This is a genomic window from Aurantimonas sp. A2-1-M11, from assembly GCF_036549475.1.
Lineage (GTDB): Bacteria > Pseudomonadota > Alphaproteobacteria > Rhizobiales > Rhizobiaceae > Aurantimonas.
This window is the reverse complement of sequence record NZ_JAZHLI010000009.1, coordinates 1-26,682: the sequence shown is the minus strand read 5'-3', so window position 1 is coordinate 26,682 and position 26,682 is coordinate 1. Positions and strand designations below refer to the sequence as shown.

General features: G+C 66.0%; 30 protein-coding genes, 1 tRNA gene and 1 pseudogene. 18 read left to right on the top strand and 14 right to left on the bottom strand.

Features of this window, described 5'->3' with window-relative positions; translation table 11 throughout:
• The first annotated feature begins 121 nt into the window (after positions 1-121).
• The 10 genes from VQ042_RS06145 (at position 122) to VQ042_RS06100 (ending at position 8,960) form a co-directional block, all read left to right on the top strand.
• Positions 122-1,285: an isovaleryl-CoA dehydrogenase gene (locus tag VQ042_RS06145; protein WP_331816655.1), complete on the top strand. Its 1,164-nt coding sequence runs from the start codon at positions 122-124 to the stop codon at positions 1,283-1,285.
• Between the two features lie 91 nt (positions 1,286-1,376).
• Positions 1,377-1,868, top strand: a complete 492-nt coding sequence (locus VQ042_RS06140; RefSeq protein WP_331816653.1) for a hypothetical protein — start codon at positions 1,377-1,379, stop codon at positions 1,866-1,868.
• Positions 1,868-2,245, top strand: a complete 378-nt coding sequence (locus tag VQ042_RS06135; RefSeq protein WP_331816651.1) for a type II toxin-antitoxin system VapC family toxin — start codon at positions 1,868-1,870, stop codon at positions 2,243-2,245. Before VQ042_RS06140 ends, VQ042_RS06135 begins: the two co-directional genes overlap by 1 nt.
• 7 nt (positions 2,246-2,252) lie before the next feature.
• The gene (locus VQ042_RS06130) at positions 2,253-3,860 is read left to right on the top strand and encodes a carboxyl transferase domain-containing protein (protein WP_331816649.1); all 1,608 of its coding nucleotides are present in this window, start codon (positions 2,253-2,255) and stop codon (positions 3,858-3,860) included.
• A 61-nt stretch (positions 3,861-3,921) separates the two neighbouring features.
• A complete protein-coding gene (locus tag VQ042_RS06125; RefSeq protein ID WP_331816647.1) occupies positions 3,922-4,167 on the top strand; it encodes a FitA-like ribbon-helix-helix domain-containing protein in 246 nt (81 codons plus the stop codon).
• Positions 4,164-4,595: a type II toxin-antitoxin system VapC family toxin gene (locus VQ042_RS06120; RefSeq protein WP_331816645.1), complete on the top strand. Its 432-nt coding sequence runs from the start codon at positions 4,164-4,166 to the stop codon at positions 4,593-4,595. Before VQ042_RS06125 ends, VQ042_RS06120 begins: the two co-directional genes overlap by 4 nt.
• 10 nt (positions 4,596-4,605) lie before the next feature.
• Positions 4,606-6,618: an acetyl/propionyl/methylcrotonyl-CoA carboxylase subunit alpha gene (locus VQ042_RS06115; RefSeq protein WP_331816643.1), complete on the top strand. Its 2,013-nt coding sequence runs from the start codon at positions 4,606-4,608 to the stop codon at positions 6,616-6,618.
• On the top strand, positions 6,615-7,277 hold the full coding sequence (locus tag VQ042_RS06110; protein ID WP_331816641.1) for a glutathione S-transferase family protein: 663 nt from the start codon (positions 6,615-6,617) through the stop codon (positions 7,275-7,277). Before VQ042_RS06115 ends, VQ042_RS06110 begins: the two co-directional genes overlap by 4 nt.
• Positions 7,274-8,146 carry a hydroxymethylglutaryl-CoA lyase gene (locus VQ042_RS06105; protein WP_331816639.1) on the top strand — a complete coding sequence of 291 codons (873 nt, stop codon included), beginning with the start codon at positions 7,274-7,276 and terminating at the stop codon, positions 8,144-8,146. Before VQ042_RS06110 ends, VQ042_RS06105 begins: the two co-directional genes overlap by 4 nt.
• 34 nt (positions 8,147-8,180) lie before the next feature.
• A complete protein-coding gene (locus VQ042_RS06100) occupies positions 8,181-8,960 on the top strand; it encodes a crotonase/enoyl-CoA hydratase family protein (RefSeq protein ID WP_331816637.1) in 780 nt (259 codons plus the stop codon).
• A gap of 54 nt (positions 8,961-9,014) precedes the next feature.
• Here the strand turns inward: VQ042_RS06100 and VQ042_RS06095 are convergent, their stop codons facing one another.
• Positions 9,015-10,037: a zinc ABC transporter substrate-binding protein gene (locus tag VQ042_RS06095; protein ID WP_331816635.1), complete on the bottom strand. Its 1,023-nt coding sequence runs from the start codon at positions 10,035-10,037 to the stop codon at positions 9,015-9,017.
• A gap of 112 nt (positions 10,038-10,149) precedes the next feature.
• Here VQ042_RS06095 and VQ042_RS06090 point away from each other — a divergent pair, with 112 nt between their 5' ends.
• From VQ042_RS06090 to VQ042_RS06075, 4 genes are all read left to right on the top strand, one after another.
• Entirely contained in the window at positions 10,150-11,043 is an 894-nt protein-coding gene (locus VQ042_RS06090) for a metal ABC transporter ATP-binding protein (RefSeq protein ID WP_331816633.1), read from the top strand.
• The gene (locus VQ042_RS06085) at positions 11,033-11,857 is read left to right on the top strand and encodes a metal ABC transporter permease (RefSeq protein WP_331816631.1); all 825 of its coding nucleotides are present in this window, start codon (positions 11,033-11,035) and stop codon (positions 11,855-11,857) included. Before VQ042_RS06090 ends, VQ042_RS06085 begins: the two co-directional genes overlap by 11 nt.
• A complete protein-coding gene (locus tag VQ042_RS06080; RefSeq protein ID WP_331816629.1) occupies positions 11,854-12,267 on the top strand; it encodes a Fur family transcriptional regulator in 414 nt (137 codons plus the stop codon). The genes VQ042_RS06085 and VQ042_RS06080 overlap by 4 nt, the downstream gene beginning before the upstream one ends.
• Before the next feature lie 151 nt (positions 12,268-12,418).
• Positions 12,419-12,495 (top strand) — tRNA-Pro (locus VQ042_RS06075).
• A 175-nt stretch (positions 12,496-12,670) separates the two neighbouring features.
• On the opposite strand, the gene VQ042_RS06070 is transcribed toward VQ042_RS06075, so the two are convergent.
• Positions 12,671-13,417: a hypothetical protein gene (locus VQ042_RS06070; RefSeq protein WP_331816627.1), complete on the bottom strand. Its 747-nt coding sequence runs from the start codon at positions 13,415-13,417 to the stop codon at positions 12,671-12,673.
• Positions 13,336-13,851, bottom strand: coding sequence for a hypothetical protein (locus VQ042_RS06065; RefSeq protein WP_331816625.1), 516 nt, complete (start codon positions 13,849-13,851; stop codon positions 13,336-13,338). The genes VQ042_RS06070 and VQ042_RS06065 overlap by 82 nt, the downstream gene beginning before the upstream one ends.
• Positions 13,852-14,060: 209 nt before the next feature.
• Between VQ042_RS06065 and VQ042_RS06060 the strand changes: the two genes are divergently transcribed.
• Complete coding sequence (locus VQ042_RS06060) at positions 14,061-15,032, top strand: DUF433 domain-containing protein (RefSeq protein WP_331816623.1); 972 nt, start codon at positions 14,061-14,063, stop codon at positions 15,030-15,032.
• 16 nt (positions 15,033-15,048) lie between these two features.
• On the opposite strand, the gene VQ042_RS06055 is transcribed toward VQ042_RS06060, so the two are convergent.
• The 6 genes from VQ042_RS06055 to VQ042_RS06030 all read right to left on the bottom strand — a co-directional run bounded on the left by VQ042_RS06055 (position 15,049) and on the right by VQ042_RS06030 (position 20,705).
• Complete coding sequence (locus VQ042_RS06055) at positions 15,049-15,393, bottom strand: hypothetical protein (protein ID WP_331816621.1); 345 nt, start codon at positions 15,391-15,393, stop codon at positions 15,049-15,051.
• A complete protein-coding gene (locus VQ042_RS06050; protein ID WP_331816619.1) occupies positions 15,393-16,484 on the bottom strand; it encodes an IS5 family transposase in 1,092 nt (363 codons plus the stop codon). The genes VQ042_RS06055 and VQ042_RS06050 overlap by 1 nt, the downstream gene beginning before the upstream one ends.
• Before the next feature lie 92 nt (positions 16,485-16,576).
• Entirely contained in the window at positions 16,577-17,098 is a 522-nt protein-coding gene (locus tag VQ042_RS06045; RefSeq protein WP_442880044.1) for a very short patch repair endonuclease, read from the bottom strand.
• The gene (locus VQ042_RS06040; RefSeq protein ID WP_331816615.1) at positions 17,005-17,784 is read right to left on the bottom strand and encodes an Eco29kI family restriction endonuclease; all 780 of its coding nucleotides are present in this window, start codon (positions 17,782-17,784) and stop codon (positions 17,005-17,007) included. Before VQ042_RS06040 ends, VQ042_RS06045 begins: the two co-directional genes overlap by 94 nt.
• Positions 17,784-18,944, bottom strand: a complete 1,161-nt coding sequence (locus VQ042_RS06035; RefSeq protein WP_331816613.1) for a DNA cytosine methyltransferase — start codon at positions 18,942-18,944, stop codon at positions 17,784-17,786. Before VQ042_RS06035 ends, VQ042_RS06040 begins: the two co-directional genes overlap by 1 nt.
• A gap of 258 nt (positions 18,945-19,202) precedes the next feature.
• Positions 19,203-20,705: a DNA cytosine methyltransferase gene (locus VQ042_RS06030; protein WP_331816612.1), complete on the bottom strand. Its 1,503-nt coding sequence runs from the start codon at positions 20,703-20,705 to the stop codon at positions 19,203-19,205.
• A gap of 449 nt (positions 20,706-21,154) precedes the next feature.
• On the opposite strand from VQ042_RS06030, the gene VQ042_RS06025 reads away from it, so the two are divergent.
• Complete coding sequence (locus VQ042_RS06025; protein WP_331816610.1) at positions 21,155-21,481, top strand: hypothetical protein; 327 nt, start codon at positions 21,155-21,157, stop codon at positions 21,479-21,481.
• Positions 21,482-21,659: 178 nt separating this feature from the next.
• On the opposite strand, the gene VQ042_RS06020 is transcribed toward VQ042_RS06025, so the two are convergent.
• The gene (locus tag VQ042_RS06020; protein ID WP_331816607.1) at positions 21,660-22,394 is read right to left on the bottom strand and encodes a nucleotidyl transferase AbiEii/AbiGii toxin family protein; all 735 of its coding nucleotides are present in this window, start codon (positions 22,392-22,394) and stop codon (positions 21,660-21,662) included.
• A gap of 258 nt (positions 22,395-22,652) precedes the next feature.
• The gene (locus VQ042_RS06015; RefSeq protein ID WP_331816605.1) at positions 22,653-23,243 is read right to left on the bottom strand and encodes a hypothetical protein; all 591 of its coding nucleotides are present in this window, start codon (positions 23,241-23,243) and stop codon (positions 22,653-22,655) included.
• 281 nt (positions 23,244-23,524) lie between these two features.
• Here VQ042_RS06015 and VQ042_RS06010 point away from each other — a divergent pair, with 281 nt between their 5' ends.
• Complete coding sequence (locus tag VQ042_RS06010) at positions 23,525-23,908, top strand: hypothetical protein (protein WP_331816603.1); 384 nt, start codon at positions 23,525-23,527, stop codon at positions 23,906-23,908.
• 212 nt (positions 23,909-24,120) lie between these two features.
• On the opposite strand, the gene VQ042_RS06005 is transcribed toward VQ042_RS06010, so the two are convergent.
• Complete coding sequence (locus VQ042_RS06005) at positions 24,121-24,744, bottom strand: hypothetical protein (protein WP_331816601.1); 624 nt, start codon at positions 24,742-24,744, stop codon at positions 24,121-24,123.
• A 162-nt stretch (positions 24,745-24,906) separates the two neighbouring features.
• Between VQ042_RS06005 and VQ042_RS06000 the strand changes: the two genes are divergently transcribed.
• Positions 24,907-25,332, top strand: coding sequence for a hypothetical protein (locus VQ042_RS06000; protein WP_331816599.1), 426 nt, complete (start codon positions 24,907-24,909; stop codon positions 25,330-25,332).
• A 79-nt stretch (positions 25,333-25,411) separates the two neighbouring features.
• Here the strand turns inward: VQ042_RS06000 and VQ042_RS05995 are convergent, their stop codons facing one another.
• Positions 25,412-26,254 carry an abortive infection family protein gene (locus VQ042_RS05995; RefSeq protein ID WP_331816597.1) on the bottom strand — a complete coding sequence of 281 codons (843 nt, stop codon included), beginning with the start codon at positions 26,252-26,254 and terminating at the stop codon, positions 25,412-25,414.
• 189 nt (positions 26,255-26,443) lie between these two features.
• Positions 26,444-26,682 (bottom strand): annotated as a pseudogene (locus VQ042_RS05990) (transposase); the annotation flags it as partial.

Below are 26,682 nucleotides of genomic sequence, written 5' to 3'. Positions count from 1 at the left end.
AAGGGCGAGGGAAGACCTTCCGGTTCGACGTCGGCGACCGGAGGGGCGCCGGCCCGATTCGCGAACGATCCCGCGTTCCTCGCGCATTTGGCGGGGGCCGGGCACGGGAGGACACAGGACAATGTTCGACAAGAGCATGAATTTTGCGCTCGGTGAGGAGATCGACGCGCTGCGCGACATGGTGCGGCGCTTTGCGCAGGAGCGGATCGCGCCGCGGGCGGCGGAGATCGACCGGACCAATGCCTTTCCCAACGAATTGTGGACCGAACTCGGCGCGCTCGGTCTCCTCGGCGTCACGGTGGAGGAGGAATATGGCGGCTCGGCCATGGGGTATCTCGCTCATTGCGTCGCCATTGAGGAGATATCGCGCGCCTCGGCCTCGGTGGGCCTGTCCTACGGCGCCCATTCCAATCTCTGCGTCAACCAGATCCGACGCAACGGGACGATCGAGCAGAAGGCGAAGTACCTGCCCAAGCTGGTTTCGGGCGAGCATGTCGGCTCGCTGGCGATGTCGGAATCGGGCGCCGGCTCCGACGTCGTCGGCATGAAGCTGAGGGCCGAGAAGCGCAACGACCGCTTCGTGCTCAACGGCACCAAGATGTGGATCACCAACGGCCCCGACGCCTCGACCCTCATCGTCTATGCCAAGACCGACCCGGATGCGGGCCCGCGCGGCATCACCGCCTTCCTGATCGAGAAGGAGATGGCCGGCTTCTCCACGGCGCAGAAGCTCGACAAGCTCGGCATGCGCGGCTCCAACACCTGCGAACTGGTCTTCCAGGATTGCGAGGTGCCCTACGAGAACATCCTCGGTGAGGAGGGCGGCGGCGCCAGGGTGCTGATGAGCGGCCTCGACTACGAGCGCGTCGTCCTGTCGGCGGGGCCCCTCGGGATCATGGCCGCCTGCCTCGACGTCGTCGTTCCCTATGTCCACGAGCGCGAGCAGTTCGGCCAGCCGATCGGCGAGTTCCAACTGATGCAGGGCAAGCTCGCCGACATGTATGTCACGATGAATGCCTGCCGTGCCTATGTATATGCGGTCGCGGCGGCCTGCGACCGCGGCGAGACCAGCCGCAAGGACGCTGCCGGCTGCATCCTCTACGCTGCCGAGAAGGCGACCCAGATGGCGCTGGAGGCGATCCAGGCGCTGGGCGGCAACGGCTACATCAACGAATATCCGACCGGCCGGCTGCTGCGCGACGCCAAGCTCTACGAGATCGGCGCCGGCACCAGCGAGATCCGCCGCATGCTGATCGGCCGGGAGCTGTACAGGGAGACGGCTTGACGGCTCTTGGCGAGATATCCACTGTAACTACCTTGGATATGTTGTTGGGTAGTGTTCGACGGAGGCCCGCATGCAAGTCGACCGGGACACCATGAATGCCGTCACGGCTGGTCTTCCGACCAAGGCCGCCAAGATCCGCGCATTGGACAAGCAAGGTTTCAAGAGAGCCGACATCGCCCGGTTTCTCGGTATCCGCTATCAGCACGTCCGCAACACGCTCGTGCGCCCGACTGCTGCGCATCCGAACTCGGCGACGGGCGCTTCAAAGCAGGATGCATTCGCGATGCATCCCGACGCGGATGCGTTCACCTGCATCTCGGTGGATGCCGAAGGCCGACTGGTGCTCCCGGAGACGTTTCGGCGCCTGATGAAAATCGGCGACGACGGTCAACTGATCGCCAGGATCGACGAGGACGGCGAACTGCGGTTGATTTCGCCGCGGGCCGCGATCGACAAGGTGCGAAGAATGATCGCCGAGAACAGCTTCGGCACGGGATCGCCCGTCGACCAGTTGATCGCGGAGAGACGGGCGGAAGCGCTGCGGGACGAGGCCGAGGCGCTTCAGCATGCTGCCAGATCCTGATGGTCGTTCTCGATAGCTCGGCCGTTCTGGCGTATCTGTGGAGCGAGCCGGGCAGCGACCGGGTTGGAGATGTCCTTCGGGATGGAAAGATTTCGAGCGTCAACGTCGCGGAGGTGCTGTCCAAGCTCATCGATAATGGGCTGGGTGGGGATGCTGCTGATTTGACGTTTGCCGGCTTGAATCTGTCCGCAATCGCGTTCGACACCGATCAGGCGCGGCTTGCGGGCAAACTGCGATCGATGACCCGCAGTTTCGGCCTTTCGCTGGGTGATCGTGCCTGTCTGGCCCTTGCGATTCAACACGAAGGGCAGGTCATCACCGCCGACCGAATCTGGGCCAAGCTGGATCTCGGCATCGATATCGAGATCATACGATGAGTGCACCATGTCTGTCCTGACCTCGTCCATTTCGCCGCGCTCGGAAGCCTTCGCGGCCAATCGCGAGGCCATGGCCCGGCAGATGCAGGCGGTCGAGGCGGCCGCGGAAGCGGCCATGGCCGGCGGCGGCGAGAAGGCCCGCGAGCGTCATCTGTCGCGCGGCAAGCTCCTGCCGCGGGATCGTGTCGAGGGACTGCTCGACCCCGGCTCGCCCTTCCTGGAGGTCGGCCTTTTCGCCGCCCACGGCCTCTACGAGGGCGCGGTGCCAGGGGCAGGCATGATCGCCGGCATCGGCCGGGTATCGGGCCGCGAGGTGATGGTGCTGGCCAACGACGCCACGGTGAAGGGCGGCACCTATTTCCCGTTGACGGTGAAGAAGCACCTGCGCGCCCAGGAGATCGCCGAACAGAACGCCCTGCCTTGCATCTATCTCGTCGATTCCGGCGGCGCCAATCTGCCGAACCAGGACGAGGTCTTCCCGGACCGCGACCATTTCGGCCGCATCTTCTACAATCAGGCCCAGATGTCGGCGAAGGGCATTCCCCAAGTCGCCGTCGTGATGGGTTCCTGCACGGCCGGCGGCGCCTATGTGCCGGCGATGAGCGACGAGACCATCATCGTACGCGACCAGGGCACGATCTTCCTCGCCGGTCCGCCACTGGTGAAGGCGGCGACTGGCGAGGTCGTCTCCGCCGAGGATCTGGGCGGCGGCGACGTGCATACCCGCCTGTCCGGCGTCGCCGACCACCTGGCGAGCGACGATCTCCACGCGCTCGAACTCGCCCGCCGGGCGGTCGCAAACCTCAACCGGCCGAAGCCGGCGACGGTGGAACTGCAGGCACCCGAGGCGCCGGCCTTCGACCCGGAGGAACTGCTCGGCATCGTACCGGCCGATCCGAAGACGCCTTATGACGTGCGCGAGGCGATCGCCCGCATCGTCGACGGTTCGCGCTTCGACGAGTTCAAGGCGCGCTACGGCCCGACGCTGGTCTGCGGCTTCGCAAATGTCTGCGGCATCCCGGTCGGCATCGTCGCCAATAACGGTGTCCTCTTTGCCGAAAGCGCCGTGAAAGGCGCGCATTTCGTCGAGCTCTGCTCACAGCGCAGGATCCCGCTGGTCTTCCTGCAGAACATCACCGGCTTCATGGTCGGCCGCGCCTACGAGGCGGGCGGCATCGCCAAGCACGGTGCCAAGCTGGTCACGGCGGTCGCCACCACCTCCGTGCCCAAGGTGACCATGCTGATCGGCGGCTCCTACGGCGCCGGCAATTACGGCATGTGCGGACGGGCCTATTCGCCGCGCTTTCTGTGGACCTGGCCGAACAGCCGCATTGCGGTGATGGGCGGCGAGCAGGCGGCGGGCGTGCTGGCCACCGTCCGGCGCGATGGCATCGAGCGGCGCGGCGGTGCGTGGTCGGCCGAGGAGGAGGCCGAGTTCAAGCGCCCGACCATCGAGATGTTCGAGCGCCAGAGCCATCCGCTCTACGCCTCCGCGCGCCTGTGGGATGACGGCATCGTCAATCCGGCGAAGACCCGCGAGATCCTGGCATTGTCGTTGTCGGCGGCGCTGAACGTGCCGATCCCCGAAACGCGGTTCGGCCTGTTCAGGATGTGACGTCGCTGAGTTGAGGACCCAATCGGCTGTGCTATCATTCTGCTGGCATATGGAGGGCGCTATGGCCCAGATCACGGTTCGAAAGCTGAATGACGATGTCCTTGAGATCCTGAAGGCGCGCGCGAAGGCGAACAAACGCTCGACGGAGGCAGAGATCCGGGAGCTTCTCGAGACATCCGCGCGCGAGCCGAACCTGGAACGGCGTTCGCTTCTTTCGCTCGCGGGGTCGGCTCCAAGCAACCGGACTGTCGAGGAGATCGTCGCGGATATCCGGGCACTGCGCGATGAATGGGAAGACAGGGAGTGACCGTCGAGGAGCGATACTACCTGGATGCCAACACTGTCATTGCCATCGTTGAAGGCGGCTACACCCTGAACGCTGCGCAGCGTTCCTTTCTGGAGAACGTCGATGCAGGACGGGTCTTCGCGGCGTCCAGCGAGATCGCCTTGGCGGAATGTCTCGTGAAGCCATTCCGCATCCTTGACGCGACCGCGATTTCGTCGATTCTCGAGTTTCTGAATGGTCGTCGGACCCTGCCGCTCGTTCCGCTGTCTCGCGGTGTCATGATCAAAGCCGCGCAGGTGCGGGCGGTTACGGACGCGAAAATGCCGGACGCCATTCACATCGCCTGTGCCGCTGACGCGGAATGCACGGTTTTCCTCAGTTCTGACAAGCGCTTGCGGGTACCGGCTCCGATGCGCCGTATTGGCTTCGACGAACTCGTGCCGCATTGAGGTGGAAACCATGATCACATCTCTCCTCATCGCCAATCGCGGCGAGATCGCCTGCCGGGTGATCCGCACGGCGAAGCGGCTCGGCATTCGCACCATCGCGGTGTTTTCGGACGCGGACGCCGACGCGCTGCATGTCGCCATGGCCGACGAGGCGGTGCGGATCGGGCCTGCCGCCGTCGCCGACAGCTATCTGCGCGGCGACCGGATCATCGCGGCGGCGCGCCGCACCGGCGCCGACGCAATTCACCCCGGCTACGGCTTCCTGTCGGAGAACCCGGACTTCGTCGACGCAGTCGAAGCGGCCGGGCTGGTCTTCGTCGGCCCCTCCGCGTCCGCGATCCGGGCGATGGGCCTGAAGGACGCCGCCAAGCGACTGATGCACGAGGCCGGCGTACCGGTGGTGCCCGGCTATCACGGTGACGAGCAGGACCCGGACTTTCTCGCCGGCGAGGCGGACCAGATCGGCTACCCGGTGCTCATCAAGGCGCGGGCCGGCGGCGGCGGGAAGGGCATGCGCCGCGTCGAGGACCCGGCCGAGTTCCGCGCCGCGCTGGAGGGTGCGAGGCGGGAAGGGCAGGCCTCCTTTGGCGATCCCCATTGCCTGATCGAGAAATATGTCGAGAAGCCGCGGCATATCGAGATCCAGGTGTTCGGCGACAGCCATGGCAACGCCGTGCATCTGTTCGAGCGCGACTGCTCCCTGCAGCGGCGCCACCAGAAGGTGATCGAGGAAGCCCCGGCGCCGGGTATGCCGGACGAGATGCGCGCCGCCATGGGCGAGGCGGCGGTCAAGGCGGCGAAGGCGATCGGCTATGCCGGTGCCGGCACGATCGAATTCATCGTCGACGCCTCCGACGGCCTGCGCCCGGACCGGTTCTGGTTCATGGAGATGAACACCCGCCTGCAGGTCGAGCATCCGGTGACCGAGGCAATCACCGGGCTCGACCTCGTCGAGCTGCAATTGCGCGTCGCGGCCGGCGGGAAACTGCCCTTCGCCCAGTCCGACCTGGCGATCGACGGCCATGCCTTCGAGGCACGGATCTATGGCGAGGACGCGGCGCGGGGCTTCCTGCCCGCGACCGGCACGCTGACCCATCTGCGTTTTCCGCCGGAAGTCCCGGGCGTGCGCATCGACACCGGCGTCCGGGAAGGCGACCGGATCACGCCGCATTACGACCCGATGATCGCCAAGCTGATCGTCCACGGGGCCGACCGTGCCAGCGCCCTCGGATTGCTGCGCGCGGCGCTGGCCAAAACGCGCATCGCTGGGTCGGTGACCAATACCGCCTTCCTGTCGCGCCTCGCGGCGCACGGCGACTTTGCTACCGGCGATGTCGACACCGGGCTGATCGGGCGCGACCAGGAGGCGCTGACCGCCCCCGAGACCGGATCCGCCGAGGCCGCGGCGATCGCGGCGCTGGCGCAGCTCGGCCATGTCGCGGCGGCGGGATCCGTCGCCGGCGAGGCGGCGATCGATCCCTGGGCGAGCCTGCGCGGTTTTCGCGCCTGGGGCATTGCGCGGCAGGCCGCGCGCTTCGAAGGCGACGGCGACACGCGCCGCGACCTGATCGTGTCCGATCTCGGCCATGGGCGCTTCTCCGTCGCTGCAGACGGTGAAACGCTGGAACTGGCGCTGGCCGAAGCGCCGGGCGGGGACATGATCCGCGTCGAGGCCGATGGGCGCGTCTTCGGCGCGTCGGTCGCGCGCGAGCCGGACGCCCTGACCGTCTTCCTCGACGGGACCGCCCATCGCTTCGCCGATTACAGCGCCATGGCCCATGCCGAGGAGGGCGCCGGTGGCGACCGCGTCGCCGCGCCGATGCCGGGCCTCGTCAAGCTGATCGCGGTAAAGGCCGGTGCCCTCGTGAAGAAGGGCGAGGCCCTGATCGTGCTCGAAGCGATGAAGATGGAGCACACGCTGAAGAGCCCACGCGACGGCACGGTTGCCGAGGTCATGGTCGCCGAGGGCGATCAGGTCGAGGATGGCGCGCTGCTCCTGGCGCTGGAACACGACCCCGGATGAGTCTCGTCCTGCATCACTGCCACGAGGCGCGCTCCATGCGCTCGCTCTGGCTGATCCACGAACTCGGGCTGGATGTCGACGTGATCGTCCATCCCTTCGGCCCCGAATTGCGCGATCCCGCCTATCTCGCGGTCCATCCGCTGGGCCGCGTGCCGGCGCTGATCGACGGGCCTGTTACCCTGTTCGAGAGCGGCGCCATCGCGGAGTATCTCTGCGAGACCCGCGGTCGCGATTCCGGCCTCTGGCGCGCGCCCGGCACGCCCGAGCGCGCCGAATGGCTGCAATGGCTGCATTATGCCGAGACGATCTCGGTGCATGTAGCCAGCCTCACCCAGCAGGCGCTGGTCATCACCGATCCGGCGCTGAAATCGCCCATTGTCGTCAAGCTGGAGACGCGGCGCCTGGAAAAGGCCCTCGGTGTCGTCGAGGGCCGGCTGGAGGGCCGCGATCACCTCCTGGCGTCGGGCTTCAGCGCCGTGGATGTCGGTGTCGGCTACAGCGTGCACGTCGCCCGGCTGTTCACCAACCTGCAGGCGTTTCCGCGAGTTGCCGCCTATTACGACCGACTGGCTGAAAGGCCGGCCTTTCGCCGCGCGCTGCCGGCTCCGGACGCGGCCCATCGCATCTACACTCGCGCGCGCTATTTCGAGCCATCATGACCATGCCCGACGTCACCCTGTTCGAGATGAGCCCGCGCGACGGGCTGCAGAATGAAACGCGCCTGATCCGTGCGGCGGACAAGATCCGCCTCGTCGATCTCCTGTCCGCCTGCGGCTTCGCCAGGATCGAGGTCACCAGCTTCGTCTCGCCGAAATGGGTGCCGCAACTGGCCGACGCGGCAGAGGTGCTGGCCGGCATCACCCGGCGTCCGGGCGTCGCCTATACGGCGTTGACCCCCAATCTGCGGGGCTTCGAGGCGGCGGTCGCCGCGAAGGCCGACGCGGTGGCGATCTTCGGCGCGGCTTCGGAGAGCTTCAGCCGAAAGAACATCAACTGCTCGATCGCCGAGAGCCTGGAGCGGTTCAGCCCGGTGGCAGATGCCGCAAAGGCTGCGGGCATTCCGGTGCGCGGCTACGTCTCCTGCGTCACCGACTGTCCGTATGAGGGGCCGGTTGCGCCCGGCGCCGTCGCTGCCGTCACCGAGGCGCTTCTCGCCATGGGCTGCTACGAGGTCTCGCTGGGCGACACGATCGGCCATGGCACGCCCGAGACGATCGCCGCCATGCTGCGGGCCGCGCTGGACGTCGCGCCGGCCGACAGGCTGGCCGGCCACTATCACGACACCACCAGCCGGGCGCTGGACAACATCGTGGCCAGCCTCGCAATGGGTCTTCGCACCTTTGACGCCGCGGTCGGCGGGCTGGGCGGCTGCCCCTATGCGCCCGGCGCCAAGGGTAATGTCGACACGCTGAAGGTCGATGCGATGCTGCGCCGGGAGGGCTTCGAAACCGGGCTGGACGCTGCCGCGCTGGAGACGGCGGCCGATTTCGCATGGACGCTGCGCCCGGCCGAGGCGGCCGGCGCCTGATCGCATGGGCGGCTTCCACGGCCGGGGAGGGACGATGGACGACACGATCCGGATCGACACCGACGAGAGAGGCGTGGCCACGCTGACCTTGGCGCGGCCCGAGCGCCACAATGCCATGGACGCGGCGATGATCCGCGATCTGCGGGAAGCCGCAGGGCGGCTCGGCGGCGATCCCGCCGTGCGGGTTGCCGTCCTGACTGGTGAAGGGCGCAGCTTTTCGGCCGGCGCCGATCTCAACTGGATGAAGGCCCAGTTCGCGGCCTCCCGCGACGAGCGCATGGCCGAGGCAATGCATCTGGCTCGGATGCTGAAGGCGTTGAACGAACTGCCCAAGCCCCTCATCGGCCGGATCAATGGTCAGGCTTTCGGCGGCGGTCTGGGCCTGATCTCGGTCTGCGACGTGGCGATCGGCAGCGACGCAGCACGGTTCGCCTTTACCGAGGCAAAACTCGGCCTGATCCCCGCGACGATCTCTCCCTACGTCCTGGCGCGCATGGGCGAGGGCCGGGCCCGGCGGGTTTTCATGTCCGCCCGTCTGTTCGACGCGGCGGAAGCCGTCGGTCTCGGGCTGCTGGCCAGGGCCGTTCCGGCGGACGACCTGGACGCGGCGGTCGCGGCTGAGGTCGCGCCCTATCTGGCGTGTTCGCCCGCTGCGGTGGCGGCGTCCAAGGCGCTGGCGCGTTCGCTCGGCCCGGTCATCGACGAGGCAACGCTCGACGCGACCGCGCGCCGGCTGGCCGATACCTGGGAGACGGCCGACGCCCGCGAAGGCGTCGGGGCCTTCTTCGACAGGCGCCCCGCCGCCTTCACCTGACCACTGCCGCCGGCCCTGCGGCGTCACGACGGAATCGCCGCAGGGCCGTGTGCGCTACTTGCTGGACAGGCAGTCCTGCAGGGATTGGCTCAGGTCGCTGATCAGCGTGAAATAGAGCTCGGGCCCCTCGGGGATCGCGACGCCTTCCGGATCGAGGACGCCGGCGCGCGCCTCGGAGCCCTCGATGGCGACGTCGACCAGCTGTGGCTCGAACTGCGGTTCGGCGAAGACGCAGGTCGCGCCGGTTCTGCGCACCGTCTCCTGGATCTCGGCAATCCGCTGGACCCCGGGCATGCGGTCCGGGCTGATGGTGATCGAGCCGGCGGCCGCCATATCGAACCGGTGCTCGAAATACTGATAGGCGTCGTGGAAGACGATGAACGGCTTGTCCCGCACATCGGCAAGCTGCTCCCTGGTTTTCGCGACCAGGGTTTCAAGGCGCTCCTCCAGCCGGTCCGCATTCTGTGTGTAGCGTTCGGCGTTGTCCGGATCGGCCTCGGACAGCGTCGTGGCGATATGACGGACCATGGCGCCGGCGTTCAGCGGGTCCAGCCAGGCATGCATGTCGATGCCCGAATGATCGTGGGCCTCTTCGCCAGCCGGGGCGTGGTCGTGTCCCTCGTGCCCAGCCTCCTCATGCTCATGGCCCTGATGCTCATCACCCTCCTGCTCATGACCGTCATGGTCGTCGCCCTCGTGGTCATGCGCCTCGAAGGCGCCGCCGTCGCGAACCGGCAGGGTTTCCAGGCCGGGCGCATCGATCAGTTCCACTGCTTTAGCCTCGCCGGCGAGAGACCCGATCGGCTTGACCAGGAACGCCTCCAGCCCGTCGCCGATCCAGAAGACCACGTCGGCGGCCTGCAGGTTCGCGGCGTCCGACGGCTTCATCGAATAGGTGTGCGGCGATGCCGCCCCTGGTACGATCAGGGCTGGTTCCCCGACGCCCTCCATCACGGCGGCGACGAGGGAATGGATCGGCTTGATCGATGTCACCACGCGGGGCGCGTCGGCGGCGGCCGGCGCGTGGGCTGCGAGCGTTGCGGCACTGGCCAGAAGCAGGGGAAGAAGATTGCGCATGGAGGCGCCTTTCGTGGCGAGGGTGATGATATGTTATGTCATTACAACCGGCTTGCGTAATGCTATAACGTCTGCCATATCGCCCGGCAAGCCATCTTTTCGCAGGTATCGCATGCGCCTCCAGCCACCGACGGAACCGGACGCCCTGATCGAGATGCGCGGGGTCGGCGTGCGCCGGTCCGGTCGCTGGCTGGTCCGCGGCATCGACCTGACGATGCGTCGCGGCGAGATCGTCACGCTGATCGGGCCCAACGGGTCCGGCAAATCGACCACGGCACGCAGTGCGATCGGCGTGCTCACGCCGGACGAGGGCACGGTGCGTCGTGCCGCCCGTCTGACCATCGGCTACGTGCCCCAGAAGCTCTCCATCGACTGGACGCTGCCGCTGAGCGTGGCCCGGCTGATGACACTGACCAAGCCGGCCACCAAGCAGGCCGTCGAGGCAGCGCTCGCGCGGGTCGGCATTGTGCATCTGGCGGGGGCCGAGGTGCATCATCTGTCCGGCGGCGAGTTCCAGCGGGCGCTGCTGGCCCGGGCCATGCTTCGCAAACCCGATCTTCTCGTCCTCGACGAGCCGGTGCAGGGCGTCGACTTCTCCGGCGAGGTCGCGCTCTACGATTTGATCTCCGACATTCGCGACAGCGAGGGCTGCGGCATCCTGCTCGTCTCGCACGACCTGCATGTGGTGATGGCCAAGACCGACACGGTGGTCTGCCTCAACGGCCATGTCTGCTGCCAGGGGTCTCCCCAGTCCGTGGCGTCGTCACCGGCCTACCAGCGCATGTTCGGGCCGCGGGCCGCCGAGACGCTGGCGATCTACGCCCATCATCATGATCATGCCCATCTGCCCGACGGCCGGGTGCGGTTTGCCGACGGGACCATCGGCGACGAATGCACGCCGGTCGCAGGCCACCACTGCGGACACGATCATCACCACGGCGCCGCCAGCGGGGACTCATCCGGTCACGGCCACGCCCGGCAGGGGGAGCCCGTCGATGCTCGATGATTTCTTCGTCCGGGCGATTCTCGCGGGGATCGGCATCGCGCTCGTCGCCGGGCCGCTCGGCTGCTTCGTCGTGTGGCGGCGCATGGCCTATTTCGGCGACACCATGGCCCATTCGGCGTTGCTCGGCGTGGCCCTGTCGACCGCCTTCGAGGTCGACCTCATGCTGGGCGTCTTCGGCGTCGCGGCCATCGTCGCCGCCGCCCTGGTCCTGCTGCAGCGACGCGGCGGCCTCTCCACCGACGCGCTGCTCGGCATCCTGTCCCATTCGACGCTCGCCCTCGGCCTGGTCATGATCGCGTTCATGACCTGGGTGCGGATCGACCTGATGGGCTTTCTCTTCGGCGACATCCTTGCCGTGTCTCGCGTCGACCTCCTGGCGATCTATCTCGGCGGCGTCGTGATCCTCATCGGCATGCTGTTCCTGTGGCGGCCCCTTCTGGCGTCGACGGTGAGCGCCGAGCTGGCCGAGGCGGAAGGCCTGTCGCCGGAGCGCACCCGTTTCCTCTTCATGCTGCTGATGGCGCTGGTGATCGCCATTGCCATGAAGATCGTCGGCATCCTTCTCATCACCTCGCTGCTGATCATTCCCGCCGCGACGGCACGGCGCTTCGCGGCCACCCCCGAACTGATGGCGCTGCAGTCAGCCGGCATCGGCGCGGCAGCCGCCGCCGGCGGGCTGTTCGGCTCGCTGCACTTCGACACGCCGTCCGGCCCGTCCATCGTCGTCGCCGCGCTGGCACTGTTCCTGCTCAGCCTGCTGCCCTGGTCCTTGCCCGGCCGTGCGCGGGTCATGGCCGCGGAGACGCCGCGATGACAGCACGTCCGAAGCTCACCCGCAACCAGAGCCTGGTCTTCGACACGCTCGGCGCCGCCGACGAACCCCTCAGCGCCTACACCATCCTCGACCGCCTGCGCGACGAGGGGTTCCGCGCGCCGCTCCAGGTCTACCGCGCCCTCGACAAGCTGATTGATTGCGGCCTGATCCACCGAATCGACAGTCTCAAGGCCTTCGTCGCCTGCACCCATCCCGGCGAGCATCACGGCAGCGCGATGATCGCCTTCGGCATCTGCGAATCCTGCGCCCGCGTTTGGGAATTCTCCGACGACGTCATCTGCGAACGGCTGCAGGGCTGGGCGGACGCGGAAGGGTTCCGCGCCGTGCGGACCTCGATCGAGATCAATGGCCGCTGCGCCGATTGCCGGCAGGCCGAGCCGGAGGCCTGACCCGCGAGGGCCACGCCGATCCGCGACACCGCAAGGGGCCAGGCCGAACCAGGCACCGGCCTGCCAGACAAACCGGCATTATGTGCAACAGAATGCGCGAAGACTGCTTGCAGGCGAAAGACGCCGCCGCTATACACCGCGGCGCAGGTCACGGAGTGTAGCGCAGCCTGGTAGCGCACCTCGTTCGGGACGAGGGGGTCGCAGGTTCGAATCCTGCCACTCCGACCAGCCAACCCGCTGAAAACCTTGGCGTTTTCGAGAGCCTCCCGAAGGCTTGGGTCGGCACCGCGACAGAAACCGCGACAGATACGAACGCCCTAAGCCCGACCTGTGGGGGGCACTCCCAAGCCGGGTTTCTCGGTCCAGCCAGGAATCGTCGACCGTCTCGGTGAAAGATTCGAGGTCAGTTTCCTTCGATCTGAGACAGTCGCTCGATTTCTCGATAGGCGACCGGATCCACATGTCGCTGGAGGATTATCCGTCGCTGCTCATCATCGTTTCCGGCAGTCGCCCGAATGAATTCCTTCGGAATGCCCAGCACAAATTCGATGCGATTGAGATCGAGTTGCCGCTCGCGCACTCCCTCGCGGGAGAGAGCCATCCACGGGCAGGCGTCGTAGGGAAACCGCCTAGCGCATTCGAGGATGAGAGTGGCTGTCCGGGCTAGGTACATTCGACATGCAGTCGCGACCTGCACACCCTTCAGAACGGTTGGAACCTCGAGGGAGCCATCAACAAAGATCCAGCGCCATGCACCTGGGCGACCGTCTGCTCTCGACGACATCTGACCGTGGACCTGGATCCTCCCCTCCTTCTGCGAGAAGTTTCTCAACCGCACGAAGAAGGCCTGCACGTCGTCTTCGTCGATCCGGCGCTCCGCCTCTTTGACCCAGTCGCGGAACCCGTCGACCCTGGCTAACTCCTTTCGGAGCAGAAAGAAGGCCACGCGGCAGGCTGACACGAACGCGTTCAGATCGTACCGCAGGTGGATAGGATCGTTGGAAATTGCGATTCTACCGAGGAAGTACTCGCTTTCGAGGAGCTTCTCCTCAACTAGAAGAAGGCTGGTTAGGACGGCTTTTTCTGAGGTCCGCCTTCTTCTTCCGCCCGTACTACGTGATCGATCAAGTCGAGTTCCTTCCTCCACCAAGCGATAGCCTCCCTGTAGATGTCCCGAGCGTCTACGCCTGACCCGTAACCATCCTCGATAGGACGATACAGATCGCCATCGATCGAGGCTACCTCAGAGCTTCCGTGAGGACCGGTGAAAGCAAGGGTCACCACGTTGGATGGATGCACGTTAAACTCGTACGCCTTCAAGACGTTGTTACGTTCATTCTCAACGAATTCTCGAAAAATCGCGTGCTCCAGGGCATCACCTTTCCAGACCTTGAAAGCAGCATTCGCAGCCCCGCGACACGGTGGGTGACGACCGTCAATCTTATGGAGCACATGACCGACGGCGCGAAGAAGCGCGATCGAGCCTACCCAGAGTATCCTCCAGGATCCGTCGTCACGTTCTTCCTCGAGCATGTCGGCGGCTATTTCACAGTCCGCGAGCACCAGACGTGCGGCGTTGGTCATCGGTTTTAATGCTCTCCGGTCGAACTCACGTGCGGGACGACTTCGAGACTACTCATATCGCGAGGCATGCGAAACCTGCCCGCTTGACGCCCACCCTCCCGCCGCCGCACAAGGCATGATGATCTCTCGCTCGCAGCTCATACGCCGCCTCGCCTGACGGTCCCGCTCCGGGGCCGCGCCGACGCACGCCCCAAAATGAGAGCGACCCAATGCCAGAGATCTTCTTCACCGCCGACACTCACTACGGCCATCGCGGCATCATCGAAATGTGCCAGAGACCTTTCTTCGACGTTGAGGATATGGATGAAGGCTTGGTCCGCCGATGGAATGACCGCGTCCGCAAGAACGATGCCGTCTACCACCTCGGCGATTTCGCGATGAAGTCGACGGCCGAGAGGTGTACCGAGATCTTCGGCCGGCTGAACGGCCGCAAGCACCTGATCATCGGCAACCACGACAGACTGAAAGTCCGCAACCTTCCGTGGGCCTCGCAGCCGCAGGACCGCATCCTCCTCCGGCACCCCGATGAGAAGTTGCCGCTGGTACTCGACCACTATGCGCTCCGCACGTGGCCGGGGGTGCACTACGGCGCCATCCACCTGTACGGCCATAGTCACGGCAATCTTCAGGGCATCGGGCGGTCGGTCGACGTTGGCGTCGACGTCTGGGATTTCCAACCCGTTACGCTCGACGAGATCCGCCCGACGCTGGAGCTGCAGCAGGAGGAGTTCGAGCGCCAGCAGGCGGCACACCGAATGATGCGCGAGCGCGCGGCGCGTGGGGATCCGGCGAAGGCGCTGGAGATCCTCGAGAGGCTGCCGGACGTCGATCCGGAGCCGGGCGACGAGGTGGTGCCGTACGCGGGGGCGGCCTCGGTCGACGAGCAGGCTGAAGGGTTTGCGAGGCTGTGGCGGGAGAACCGCGCGGCATCGGAGGCCGGGGTCGGCTACCGCAGCCGCGTGGTCGAGGATCCCAACGTAATGTCCGGGGAGCCGTGCGTAGAGGGCACCCGCGTACCGGCGAGAACGGTATTGGCGTACCTGAAGGCCGGGCGGTCGGACGTCGAGATCTTCGAGGACTATCCGACGCTGCCCGTCGACGGGATCGCAGCCGTCCGGCGGTGGGCGTCGGAACTGGGGTTCGGGATGCCGGAAGATGGCGAGGTAAGCCGTGGGACCTAGCAGGCTGTTGAAGAATTCACCCACGTTCGCAAACGAACCCTGAATCGTCGCCGTTGTGGATGTAGAAGTGCCCGACGAGGCGTCCGGCGGTGCCGAGTGCTGCCCATCCGCGACCGCAGGCGGGGTCATTCTCGTCTTGTCCCTCCCACGAGAACTCTGCGCAGGCGGATCCGTCGCGTGCGCCATAGCGGACGTCGAGGAAGCCCTTGAGCGCGCCGAAGGCGATCTCGCCATCCGCCGTTCCCTGGAAGCTGAGATTTGCTTCCTCGACCAGGTCGAGGAAGTCATTGTCCCAGTTGTCCATCTCGACGATGCGCCAGCGGCCGGCGAAGACCTGGGCGAAGGCGGGAACCCTGGCCATCAGCCAGTGTCCACGATGAGCCTGGGTAGCCGCACCAGATTGTAGGCGGCGGCCGCGAAGGTGAAGGCCCATCCGACACGGTCGCGACCGCGGAACTTCGTCTTGTCCTGCCCGGCGACCGTCTTGATCCAGCCGAACGCCTCCTCGATACGCTTGCGGATGCGCTGGCTGACGGCATAGCCGCCATGGCGCGTTGTGTGTCCGTCAATCGCCGAACGTCGGCCGCTGATGTTCTGCGCCACATGCGGCGTCACCCTCATCGAGCGCAACTCGTTGACGAAGTCCTCCGTGTCGTAGCCCTTGTCGGCGCCGAGCGTGATCCGTCGCGGCCGGTCGGCCAGGGGCTCGATCATATGAAGCGCCGCCACCCGCTCGGCATGACCGTCGGCGAATGTCAGGCATGCGTCGACCAGCAGACCGTGACGGTTCTCCATCAGCCCATGCCCCATGAAGCACAGCTTCGCCTCCTTGCCCTTGCCCTTCTTGTAGAGCCTGGCCTCCGGGTCGGTGGTCGAGGCATGCGTCTCGTTCGTCCGCTTCTGGCCGTGGAAGTCGGCTTCCTGATTGCGCCCGCCGCCCTCGGCTGGAGGATTGTCCGAACCATCCTTCGGCCTGACACTCTTCATCGACGCCCAGGCCTCGATCAGCGTGCCGTCGACCGAGAAGTGATCGCTCGACAGAAGACGCTTGACCCTGGGCTGGGCCAGAACCGCGCCCAGGAACTTCGCAGCGATATCGCCTTCCAGCAGCCGGTCGCGGTTCTTGGAGAATGTCGAGTGGTCCCACGCCGCGTCATCGACGCCGATGCCGACAAACCAGCGGAACAGAAGGTCGTATTCCAGCCGCTCCATGAGGAGCCGCTCCGAGCGGATCGAGTAAAACGCCTGAAGGAGCATTGCCCGCAGCAGCTTCTCCGGCGGGATCGACGGCCGTCCCAGCGGCGAATAGAGCGCCGAGAACTCCCGCTCCAGCGCCGCAAGCGCCTGGTTAACGATTGTCCGGATCGCCCGCAGTGGATGATCGCGCCGAACCCGCGCCTCCAGATCCACGTAGCTGAACAGCTCACCCGTTCGATTGTCGTCGCCACGCATGCCCCGGCCTCCGAATCCCTTCGAAGACAATGAATCATGCTAAAAGCCCTGCGGCGAGCGGCTTTTTTCAACAGCCTGCTAGGAGTCTCGTTTCAGCCGAGACTCCGCCCCGGCGGACCTAGGAACTCCCGCATCCGCTCGTCGAGCGCGTCGACATTGCGAAGCTGGCACTCCCAAACTGTCAGGACTCGCCAGCCGGCGGCCTCCAGCGCCGCGACGTTCCGGAAGTCCCTCTGGCGGTTGCTCTCCAGCTTTGGCAGCCAGAACTCGGGGCGCGACTTCGGGAGGCGGGCAAGCCGGCATTCGGGGTCGCCGTGCCGATGCCAGAAGCAGCCGTGAACAAAGACGGCCGCGCGCCGCGAGGGAAAGACGAGATCCGGCTTGCCCGGCAGGTCCTTGCGATGGAGTCGGAAGCGGTAGCCGAGGGAGTGAGCGAGACGACGGACGATCATCTCGGGTTTGGTGTCCTTGCCCCGGATGAGCGCCATCTGGCGGCTGCGAGCGGGGTCGACACCCTCGGTCAAGGATTCGCGCGGAAGGCCTCGACCTGCGCCGGATAGGTCGTGTCCTCCTTGTAGAGAATGACCCGATTTGGCAGCACAGTCGCCTGCCATTCCGGCCCCATGGCGTTGAGCGCGGCCTGAAGGATAGATCGCGTCGTCTGCGGCCCTGTGGGAACGGTCATGTCGTGGCCCCTCATGTCGGCGTGGCCCTGCCTCCACGCCTGTCGCCCCGGCCCGTCGGCCTCGTAGCGAAAGGTGTAGGGCAGCAAGTCCTTCAGCCGGAGCAACACCGCGAGGATCTCGTGCGTCCCGGGATCAATGGCCTTGATTTCACGGTCGATGTCGACGGGATGACGGACGTCGAAGAGCGCCGGATCCTGGTTCTCACGGCGGTGGCCGGGGTCGTTCGAGCCGAAGCCGCTCGTGTTCCAGATGGGCCGCAGGCTTGCGACGCGCGTGTATTCCTCGATGAGCATGGTCTCGAGGTCGAACATGTTGAACACGAACACCCGCACCGCCTTGAACGACACGTCGGCAGGATCCAGGTGCTGCCTGTGCTGGACGTTGTGGAAGTGCCGGGTGAGCCGATAGCGGAAGCCTGCCTGGGCGTCGGTCTTCCCGACGTACACGATCGTGCCATTCAGGAGCAGCAGATAGGCTCCCTGCGCTTGGAACGGGATCTCGGCGATGTACTCGGTCAACAGAGGAACGGCGTTCAACCCGTCGAAATAGGCCGGCAGGCTGCTCCTCATGAGCGCCGCGATGTCGACCTCGAACTCTCCGTAGCCCTCGGGCATCAGGCCGCCCGCGTGCGCGGCCGCCGCGCTGACGTCAATACCTCCGACATCGCGCGGCCAGCCGCCTCGGCGAGCTGCGTGGGTACCGCGTTGCCGAGCTGGCGCATGTTCTCCGACCAGGATCCGGCGAACTCGTAGTCGTCCGGCATGCCCTGCAACCGGGCAGCCTCTCGGACCGTCAGATATCGGATCGCACCGTCGCCAAGGGCGATCGTGTTCTCGCCTCCGGGGACGCCGTGCACCCCAGCCTTGAGCGCCTTGGACGGCTGATCCAGCGGTGATCCCGTATGCCCGGGGTACGACCGGGCGCCTGGTTGGAGGATGTGGTTCGAGAACTTACCCGTGCCCGGCTCGCCGAGTCCCGCGATGGCGTCGCGAAGCGTGCGCCACGGTGGCAGGGCAGGGCGCTCACCGGAGGCACGCAGGCGGCGGACCGCGGCTTCGTCGGTGCGGTTGGGTCGGGCGGGAGCCTTCAATCCGTGGCGCTGCCAGTACGTCCCGTCGACCCATTGATCCCAGAGCAGACGCTCCCGTGCATGGGTCGCGTTAAGAGGCGGGAGCGGCGCGTCGATATCGGACCGAACGCCCATAAAAAGGACGCGGTGTCGCTTCTGCGCGGCGCCGTAGTCGGCGGCGTTCACGCTGTGGACGGAGATCCGGTACTCCAAGCCCTCGCTGGCGGCTCGCAACCGGACGAGGTGTTCTTCCCTGCTCTCGCCATCGCGCCGTTCCACGTGCGGACGCGACAGGGAGCGCACGATCCAGTCAAGGTAATCGGCGAAGGCGATGCGCGTCAGCCCGCGCACGTTCTCGAACAGGAAGGCGGCCGGCATGGCCTCGCGCACCGCACGGATGGCCTCAGGCCACATGTCGCGGGTGTCATCGTTACCCTTGTGCCGCCCGCCGACGCTGAACGGCTGACAGGGTGGACCGCCAGCTACGAGTTCGATGCCGGCGTACTGCGTCCAGTCGATGACGCGGACATCGGACTGCTCGATGGGCCATTCGCGCACGTGCTCGACGTTGCGCTTACGGTTGTGCAAGACGTTCGCGACCGAGTGGCGGTCCCATTCGATCATGCGTTGCGCCTCGTAGCCCGCGCGGGAAAGGCCCATCGAAAGGCCTCCGCATCCGGTGAAGAGTTCAACGCTACGCATCATGCATTTCCTTCTGTCGACACACCTGACAACGGCAGAGAGCGATTCGCGAGTCATCACGAAGGTGCGCCGGCTTGGTCGCGCGGCGCTTACCACGTGGATAACTAGGAACGAAACGTAAACAAGTGTGGAAAAGACACAATAATCAGTTGACGAAATGGTGAATCGGCCATCTCGACGGGCATCCCCCGGTTTGGGAAATGCTGTGGATTTCCTAGTTCAGGTGCGCTGAAGGCAGCACCGTCGGCAACCTCGCCACCTTCAGGCAGCACGGCGCTGGCCTACCACAGCCTCGACGTGGGCGGCGTGCAGGCGTTCGCCGATGAACTTCATGCACGGAACGGCCATCGAGTTGCCGAGCGCGCGATACCTCGGCCCGTCGGCAGCGGCCTTGCCGCGGATCTGGATGGCGGTGTGACCATCCTCGAACCCCATCAGGCGCTCGCATTCCGTAGGCGTAAGTCGACGAACGATCCACCGGATGGCTTCGGCAGCCCGACGAGTCGCTGATGCAACTGTCGGCACCTGGTTCGTCCCCGAGGCACCGGCTCGCAGCGGCGGGGTGGCCTCCTCAGTGTATCCGATGCCGCGCGCTTTGGCGGAATTTCCGGCTGAAAACGCCACTGAGTGGACGACGAGGTAATCGAGCTCGTTGGCTTGGCCGGCTGGCCTGGATGTGCCGGCGCCGCTGGCGCAGAGGGTCCCGACGGGACCCTCTGCGCCATGGGTCGTCACGATCAGCGCTTCGCTGCCGCCGCCGCAGTCGCCGCCCGACGCCCGAAGAGACGGCAGGCAATTGCTGTTGGCGGCGTACTCAGCATGCCCGGTCAGTGCAACTGGATAGGCGACGGCGTCCATGCGGCCACCAGCGGTCATTCTTGACTGGAGAGTCGGCGCGATGTCTTCGGAGCATGTCGAGTAGTCGGCTATGCCGTAGGTCAGCCCACGATCGACCGCAGCGCATTCGCCAGGATCTCCGGCACCGCCTTCCCACGGCCGGCGGCTCGGCGGATGATCCCTGCGCACGCCGTCTGACTCAGTGAGTACCGTGCAAGGATCGACGGCGGGAGCACCTCCAAGACAGACGAGAGCAAACACCCTCGAGCGGCGTTGGGCCAGGCCGAAATATTGGGCATCCAGGACGCGCCATGCGACTGACGCCTCGGGTCCATACACCACACCGCAACCTGTCCACCGTCGCCCTGGAGGGACGAGCGGATCGCTGGTGCCCCCGGCGAAACTTCCCAGGAAAGCGCCGTATGCAGCGGTATCACTGAGGACCCCGGGGACATTTTCCCAGACGACGTATTTGAGACCATTCCACCTCTCCATTCGCTTCGCGAGCTTGATGAACTCGATCATGAGACCGCCTCTGCGGTCGTTCAGACCGGCGCGGAGACCCGCGACGGAGAAAGCCTGACAGGGCGTCCCGCCCTCGAGGACATCGACCGGGCCGAGCCGGCGCAGGTCCGCGTCACTGATCTGCGAGAGGTCGCCGAGGTTCGGCAGCCGTCCGATCTCCGGCAGGTGCCTGACCGCCTTGATCGCCGCACGGCGCGCCTTGATCTCTTTGGCGTCCAGCCCCGGTCCATCCGGCGATGGCATGTACCGCGGCCTGCCGCACCCCTTGCGCTGCGCCAGCCATTCGCTCGCGAACGCGTCGATGTCCGCGAAGGCCACGAATTCGTACTCGTCTTCGCTCCAAGCCGCCGATGCGGCGGAGATTCCGCTGCACGTCGAAAGCACCCTCAATCTCGGTTTCATTCCACGTCCCCTGCGCCATCCGATCTTCCGGGCGCAAGAAAATGGTGAGATGTCGGCCGGCGGAATGCAAGTCAGCGATGCATCGTCGTAAATTGTTGACAGCAAGGGCGCCGAAATTATGCTTTTCGAACACCATATATAGAAGTGTGAAACCTTGGTTACGTAACATGACGTAGCCATATATCGGCGCAAGTCGTTACAATCGCTTTGTTGGCCTTTCTATAGACTTTGTATGAAAGATACGGCATCGTCGATTTCTCGATCACGAAGCCGTGATCCGCGTGCGGCGGGCTATCCGCCGGCCGACTTTTGCCGTTCCGCCGGCCGTAGGCCTGACCCGTAAACTTGTTCGGATCCGGGGAGCCCTTCGCCGGCCATGTCCGAAGGCAGCCGTTGACGCCGACTCCCGAGCCCGCCAGGTTGCCCTCCTCACCGAGGAGGCGACCGACATGGCATTTACCAACCCCTACGCGGTCCAGCGCGGCGCTCTCGCTACCGGAGCCATCGCCGCAGTCGTCATGCACGAGACGATCTTCGGACTCATTGACGCTGTCCGCGCCGGCCGCATCGCACGCGAAGAGGCGGCTGCTCACGATGCCTGGGACTACGCCCTCTCAGCGGCTCGCCACGATGCCGGGCAAATGTCCGCTCTTGCAAAGGCTGCGGTCGAGGCGGCCTTGGATGCGCAAGACGAAGCCGCCGAACTCCGCGCCGAGGTCGGCCGCCTGCGCCGCGCCGTCGATCAGCGCGATGCAGTCATCCGGTCTCTCGCCTGATGCCCTACCTTCCGTGGCTCCACCACACGCTCGTAGACCTCGTGGAGTGGCCGGAGGTCCAAAACGCGGTGATCGCTCTCCAGGCGAGCCGCGTAAAGGCACCTGAGAACGACGTTGGCAGGTTGGGTGGGGTAAAGCTACCTCCCGAAAAGACCTCGCTCTCAGGGGGCGACCCCTCCTAGGCGAACGCGAATGGGGCGGGCGACGGCTCGCATTCGTCGGCCTCGACGGGCTGCGGGGCAGGGGTCTCCGGGGCGAAGGCGCGATTGGCGAACGCACGAACCCGCCCGACGACCTCGACGAAATCTGCCGGAGCCCGGTCAGCCCGGCCCGCCGCTGAGAGCATCTTCGCCCACGCGTCCCCGTTGGCGACCCCGAAGGAGCGTCCGAAACCTGGGAGCAGGGTGGGGGTCAGCGCGACGGCCCGTTCGTTGTTCCGGAACACGACGGCGACGCATTCCGACAACAGCATCGGATCGAGCCCGGCACGCGTGAGGTGCCATAGGTCGTAGAAATCCTTGAGCCGGGTGTTCGCGCTTCCGAACTGCGCGATCGCGTGCAGCTTGTCAGCCGCCATCGCCTCGAGCGGGTACGCGAGCATGCGAACGGGCGGCAGGCCGGGAACCAACGAGGCCACCTCGCGGACGCGCATGCCCGGCGACCGCTCGCCGCCGACCCAGCAATCGACCTCGAAATTGACCCGGGTGCGGCCCAGCCACGCAACGACCCGGACCTTCTCGCCGCCGGCCGTGCCATCCGGCCGCCACAGCGGCTTGCAGGCGCCCCATTCGACGCGGATACCGACATGGGCGACCTCGGCGGCTGCGCGATCGAGGAGGTCGCTCAGGTCATCGACGGTCACGCCGTGCATGTGGAGGTCAAGATCCTTCGACGGTCGCACCCAGTCCGACATCTCGGGATCGAGGAGTACGAGCGCGGATCCCTTGAGGGCAACGGTGCCCTCGTCGGCTACTCGGCCGACGGCGCCGAGGAGTTGCTCGCGAGCGAGCAGGCTCAGGAACCGATCTGGGGCGATCCCCGATTACGCGAGATCGCGTTTGACTTGTCGGACAGCCGTTTGCCAAGTTCGATGATGTTCATTGCCGTGCTCTCCCCTCACGCCGTGAGGGTTGCCGGCGGCGACGCAAGCGACACACCGCTGGCGGACGGACTACATGACGAGGCGCAGCCCACCGCGCTGGCGGCGGATGCGCGCGGCGAACGTGTCGGGATCCTCGGCCTCCGGCTTGTGGCGCTCAACATCCGGCTCCCGCCGCCGACAGGCAGGCACCCCGAGCGCGCCGCCGGCGACCCCGCGCGCCAGACGGCCGCAGACGAGCCCGCCGGCGGCGGCGAGGCGCTGGAGATCCTCGGGCCGGAGCCGCAGGAGCCAGGAGACTTGGTCGGGAGACAGTGCCTCGAGCGACACCTGCCGCCGGTCCGACGGTGCGGCCCGCGCGTATGCGTGCACTGTCGCGGAGATAGGATCGGTGCCGTCCGGGGAGGGATCGAGAGCCGACGGCAGCGCCCCGGGGAGAGCCCGTCCGCGCCCGCGGGTGGCGACCATGGCGGCGATCTCGCGGGCGGTATCGGGCATCGGAGGCGCGGCGGGAGGGTGCGGCAGGGATCCGCCTCCGCCGCCGCCGAGAAGGCGGCCGGGGAGGGACCACGTCCAGGTGACCGCCCACCAGCACCAATGCGCGGCGGCGGCGGCGGCGGCGGATGCGGCGGCGCGGATGGCGGCGGCGATGGCTGCGAGCATGTTCTGGTTCCCCCCTCTCGATGCGGTCGAGCAAGCGTGGACGCATAGAATGCAAGCGACGACGGGCACCGTTTGGAAACCGTGTCCGGAAAGGCGGGCTCGACTCCTCGGGTGCTTCATGCGATCGACGCCGCCCACCATTACGGATCAACCGATGTCGACCTCCATTCTCTCTATCCACCGCCCCGAGCACGAAGTCGCGAGCCGCCTGATAGGCGGCTCGAATGACTCGGACTCGCGGGCGACGAGCGCCCCCTCAGCGCGCTCAGGAGAGAGACGACATGGCAGAGATCAAGAAATTCACCCCGAAAGCCCGCCTGAGCACGGCGGCGATGGACCGCATGGCGGCGGCCGCGGCCGAGCGGTTCCGCAGCATCCCGTCGGCGGTCCGCAACGGACAGGAGCCACCCAGCACGAGCCGCCCCGGCATCGGGAAGGTGGTCCTCCCGGGCGACGCCGCCCGCTGGCTCTACCTGAACGTGACGCTGCCGAAGCAGCAGTTCGCTACCTTCCGCGGGGTGCTGGCGAACGCAGGGATCGCCAACAACGTCGCCGGACAGGCGGCGCTGGACGCGCTCATCGAGCGCACCATCGCCACCCACCGCGCGACGCTGGAGGCGGTCGCCGCCCGGCACGGTGCTACCCTCCTCGACGAGGAAGCCTAAACGACGGAGGCCCCGGTGGTTATGCCGGGGCCTCTTTCATGGCCGCCAGCCACACACATGCGGCGCGACAATCAGGGTGAGAACGCTTCTCATCCAGATTGTCGCGCTACACACACAGCCGCCCCATGCCGATTGTGCTTCAGCACCTGCCTCACAAGGCCGTCCGACACGACCTCGATGTCCGCCGGATCGCCCGCCAAGCGTCGCACGAACTACCGCCCGTTGTCCCGCACCCACTTAGCAAGCTCATCGCGGCGCCGAGCAGCCCTCATTTCGTCAATGATTTCATCGGTGAGGTTCCGGCTCCGGAGGGCTTCGAGGGATTCGCCGGTCTGCCGCGCGGATTCCGCGTCCCTACCGGCGCCGTAGGCACGCAGCAGGATCCTTGCGGCGAAAGAGACTTCCTGAAGCTCCCAGTCCGTCGCCGTCGCCAGCGGCATCGTGCCCTCGCGCATCTCGCTGTCATGGTGCCGGACGAGGTAGCCGATAGAGAGCTGGCGGTAGTGGCCCTCGGCCATCGCTTCCGCGAGTGAGCCACGCGAGGGAACGAAGCGGGTAGACCCCGTCAAGGCTCTGCCCAATCCTTCGATGACCTCGACCTGAAGTGTCTCGACCGAACCGAGCTGGCTGTCGATCGAAAAGGTGTTGTGGGCGTCGACGAGCGGCATTACCACCGCGCGGCCCAGGTCGATGCTGTCCATGGACAGGACTTCGTCCACCTCGATGAAGCGGACGCCCCCGTGTTCGTCGGACTTGCCCAACGGGTCAGGGATCCACGCACGGACCGGGGTCTCTGTCGATGCCACGAAGGAGAACGCGCGCTTCTCGACATCCACGGATGTAGCCGGGCGCGCGAGGGATCGCACGCTCAGGGGCTGTCCGTTCTGTCGGGTGGGCTGCGGGTCTCAAAAGGGGGCGTGAAACGAGAAAGCCGGGGCCGCCTGCAAGATTCGAGGGCGAGCCCTATAAAAAGGATCGCAGATCGAAACGGAGGCTTCATGGCTTCGAAGTCGACGCTGCTGGGTGCGGCGGGAGAGCACTACGTAATGAGCCAACTGCTGCGGCGAGGCTACAGCGCCGCCCTGGCACCCGTAGGAGTGCCGAACGCCGACATCGTGGTAATCGACGATATCGGCGAGCGGCTTTGCGCTTTGCAGGTGAAGTCGCGCCTCGAGAAGGGGTCGGATCGCGGTTGGCACATGAAGGAGAAACACGAGCTCCTGTCAGCGCCAACTCTCTTTTACGCCTTCGTCGACTTCGGAAAGGAGGACCTGCACGAGGCGCCGAAGTGCTGGCTTTTGCCAAGCGCCGTTGTTGCGGATGTCATCCGCAGGTCACACGCGGCATGGCTGCTCCCGGCAAGAAGGGGCAACCGAGGAACGACAGCTCGTTCCGCAGACTGCTTCCGGACTTCGACCGCATGAGCATTATCATCGGCTGCGGGCCCGGGTGGATGGACGACTACCGGAACTCATGGAGCCTGATTGCGAGCGCATCCGACGGCTAGTGCTTATTCAGCGCCTTCGTGGGGTGTCGAAGTTGCCATGTCTCGATCATAAACAGCGCGGCCGCTCCTGCGGAATGGATGGCCAGCCTTGCGATCCTCGGATCGATGCTTCTTTTGAAACCGCGTTCTCGCCCATGCGCGTCGCCCCCGTGCGTCCGGAGCGCGCCTATACCCTGGATCATCGAGTTCAAACCGCCGAGGATCGAACGAACATCGGCGGCGATCTCGTCGGGTACGCCCTCCTTGTCGGGATACAATCCGAGAGGATCGCGCACCGCCTTGTAGAGGCTTTGGATGTCTCGCTTTTCCGGCAGCCCCAGCCCTAGCTCAATCAGGATGGACCGGCAGACGCTCTCCACAACGGAACTCGCGGCCGTCACGGCATCTTCAGGATCCGCTTCCACGTTCGCGAGCGCGCGATCGAGGTCATGGCGGACGGTGTCGAAATCAATGGTTGCCGCGACGGCCGAGAGGGAATCGACCACGACGAACGAGGTCCCCGCCTTCACAAGCCGCATACGTCCCCCCTGCGATTGAAGCTCAAGGTCGTCGTATCGCAGGAACTGGTTGAGGTATGCGACCACCTTCGCGCCGCGGTCAGGCTCCGCGATGAAATCCCGCGGATCCGCCGCTCGCTCCACGATCTCCCGGAGTATCCTCTCTTCTCCGGAGCGATTGACGGACTCGATGGCGTCCGAGAGAGCGGGCAGTCGGGACCCGCTTCCGACATGCATCGATGCTCCGCACGCGCGCATGAAGGATTCGAGCTTCGGCCCAGATCGGTAGATGCCGATTGAAGGCGAGGGGTCATTGCCGGAACCGCCCGATATCACTTGCACGAGCGCTTCTATGGTCTGGGGAGATAGGTGCATTCGCAAGATGTACCCGCGCGTGCAGTCGTTCAGCTAGCCCTTCTCCGTCAAAACTCGTGCCGCCCCGGAACGTCAGGCCATCTCATCGACCTCGATCCGCTCGACGGTCTCGAACACCTCCTCCTCAACGATCGCCTTCACGCGCTGTCCCGGATCCGACGGCACCCGGACCGGCAGGAGGAAGGCGGGACGCGACGAGACCCAACGCGACCCGTTTGGCGAGAGACCGCCGCCGGGCACGATCATGTGGTGTGCGGGTGGTGCGTCATCGCCGATCCCCAGGTGTGAAGCACGGCGGTGAGACCGATGCGGGCGCCGAGATGCTTGGGATCGGCAGCGATGCGCGTCATCGTCTCCGTAGAGGCCCGGAACAGGAGATCGTAGACGGCCTTCTT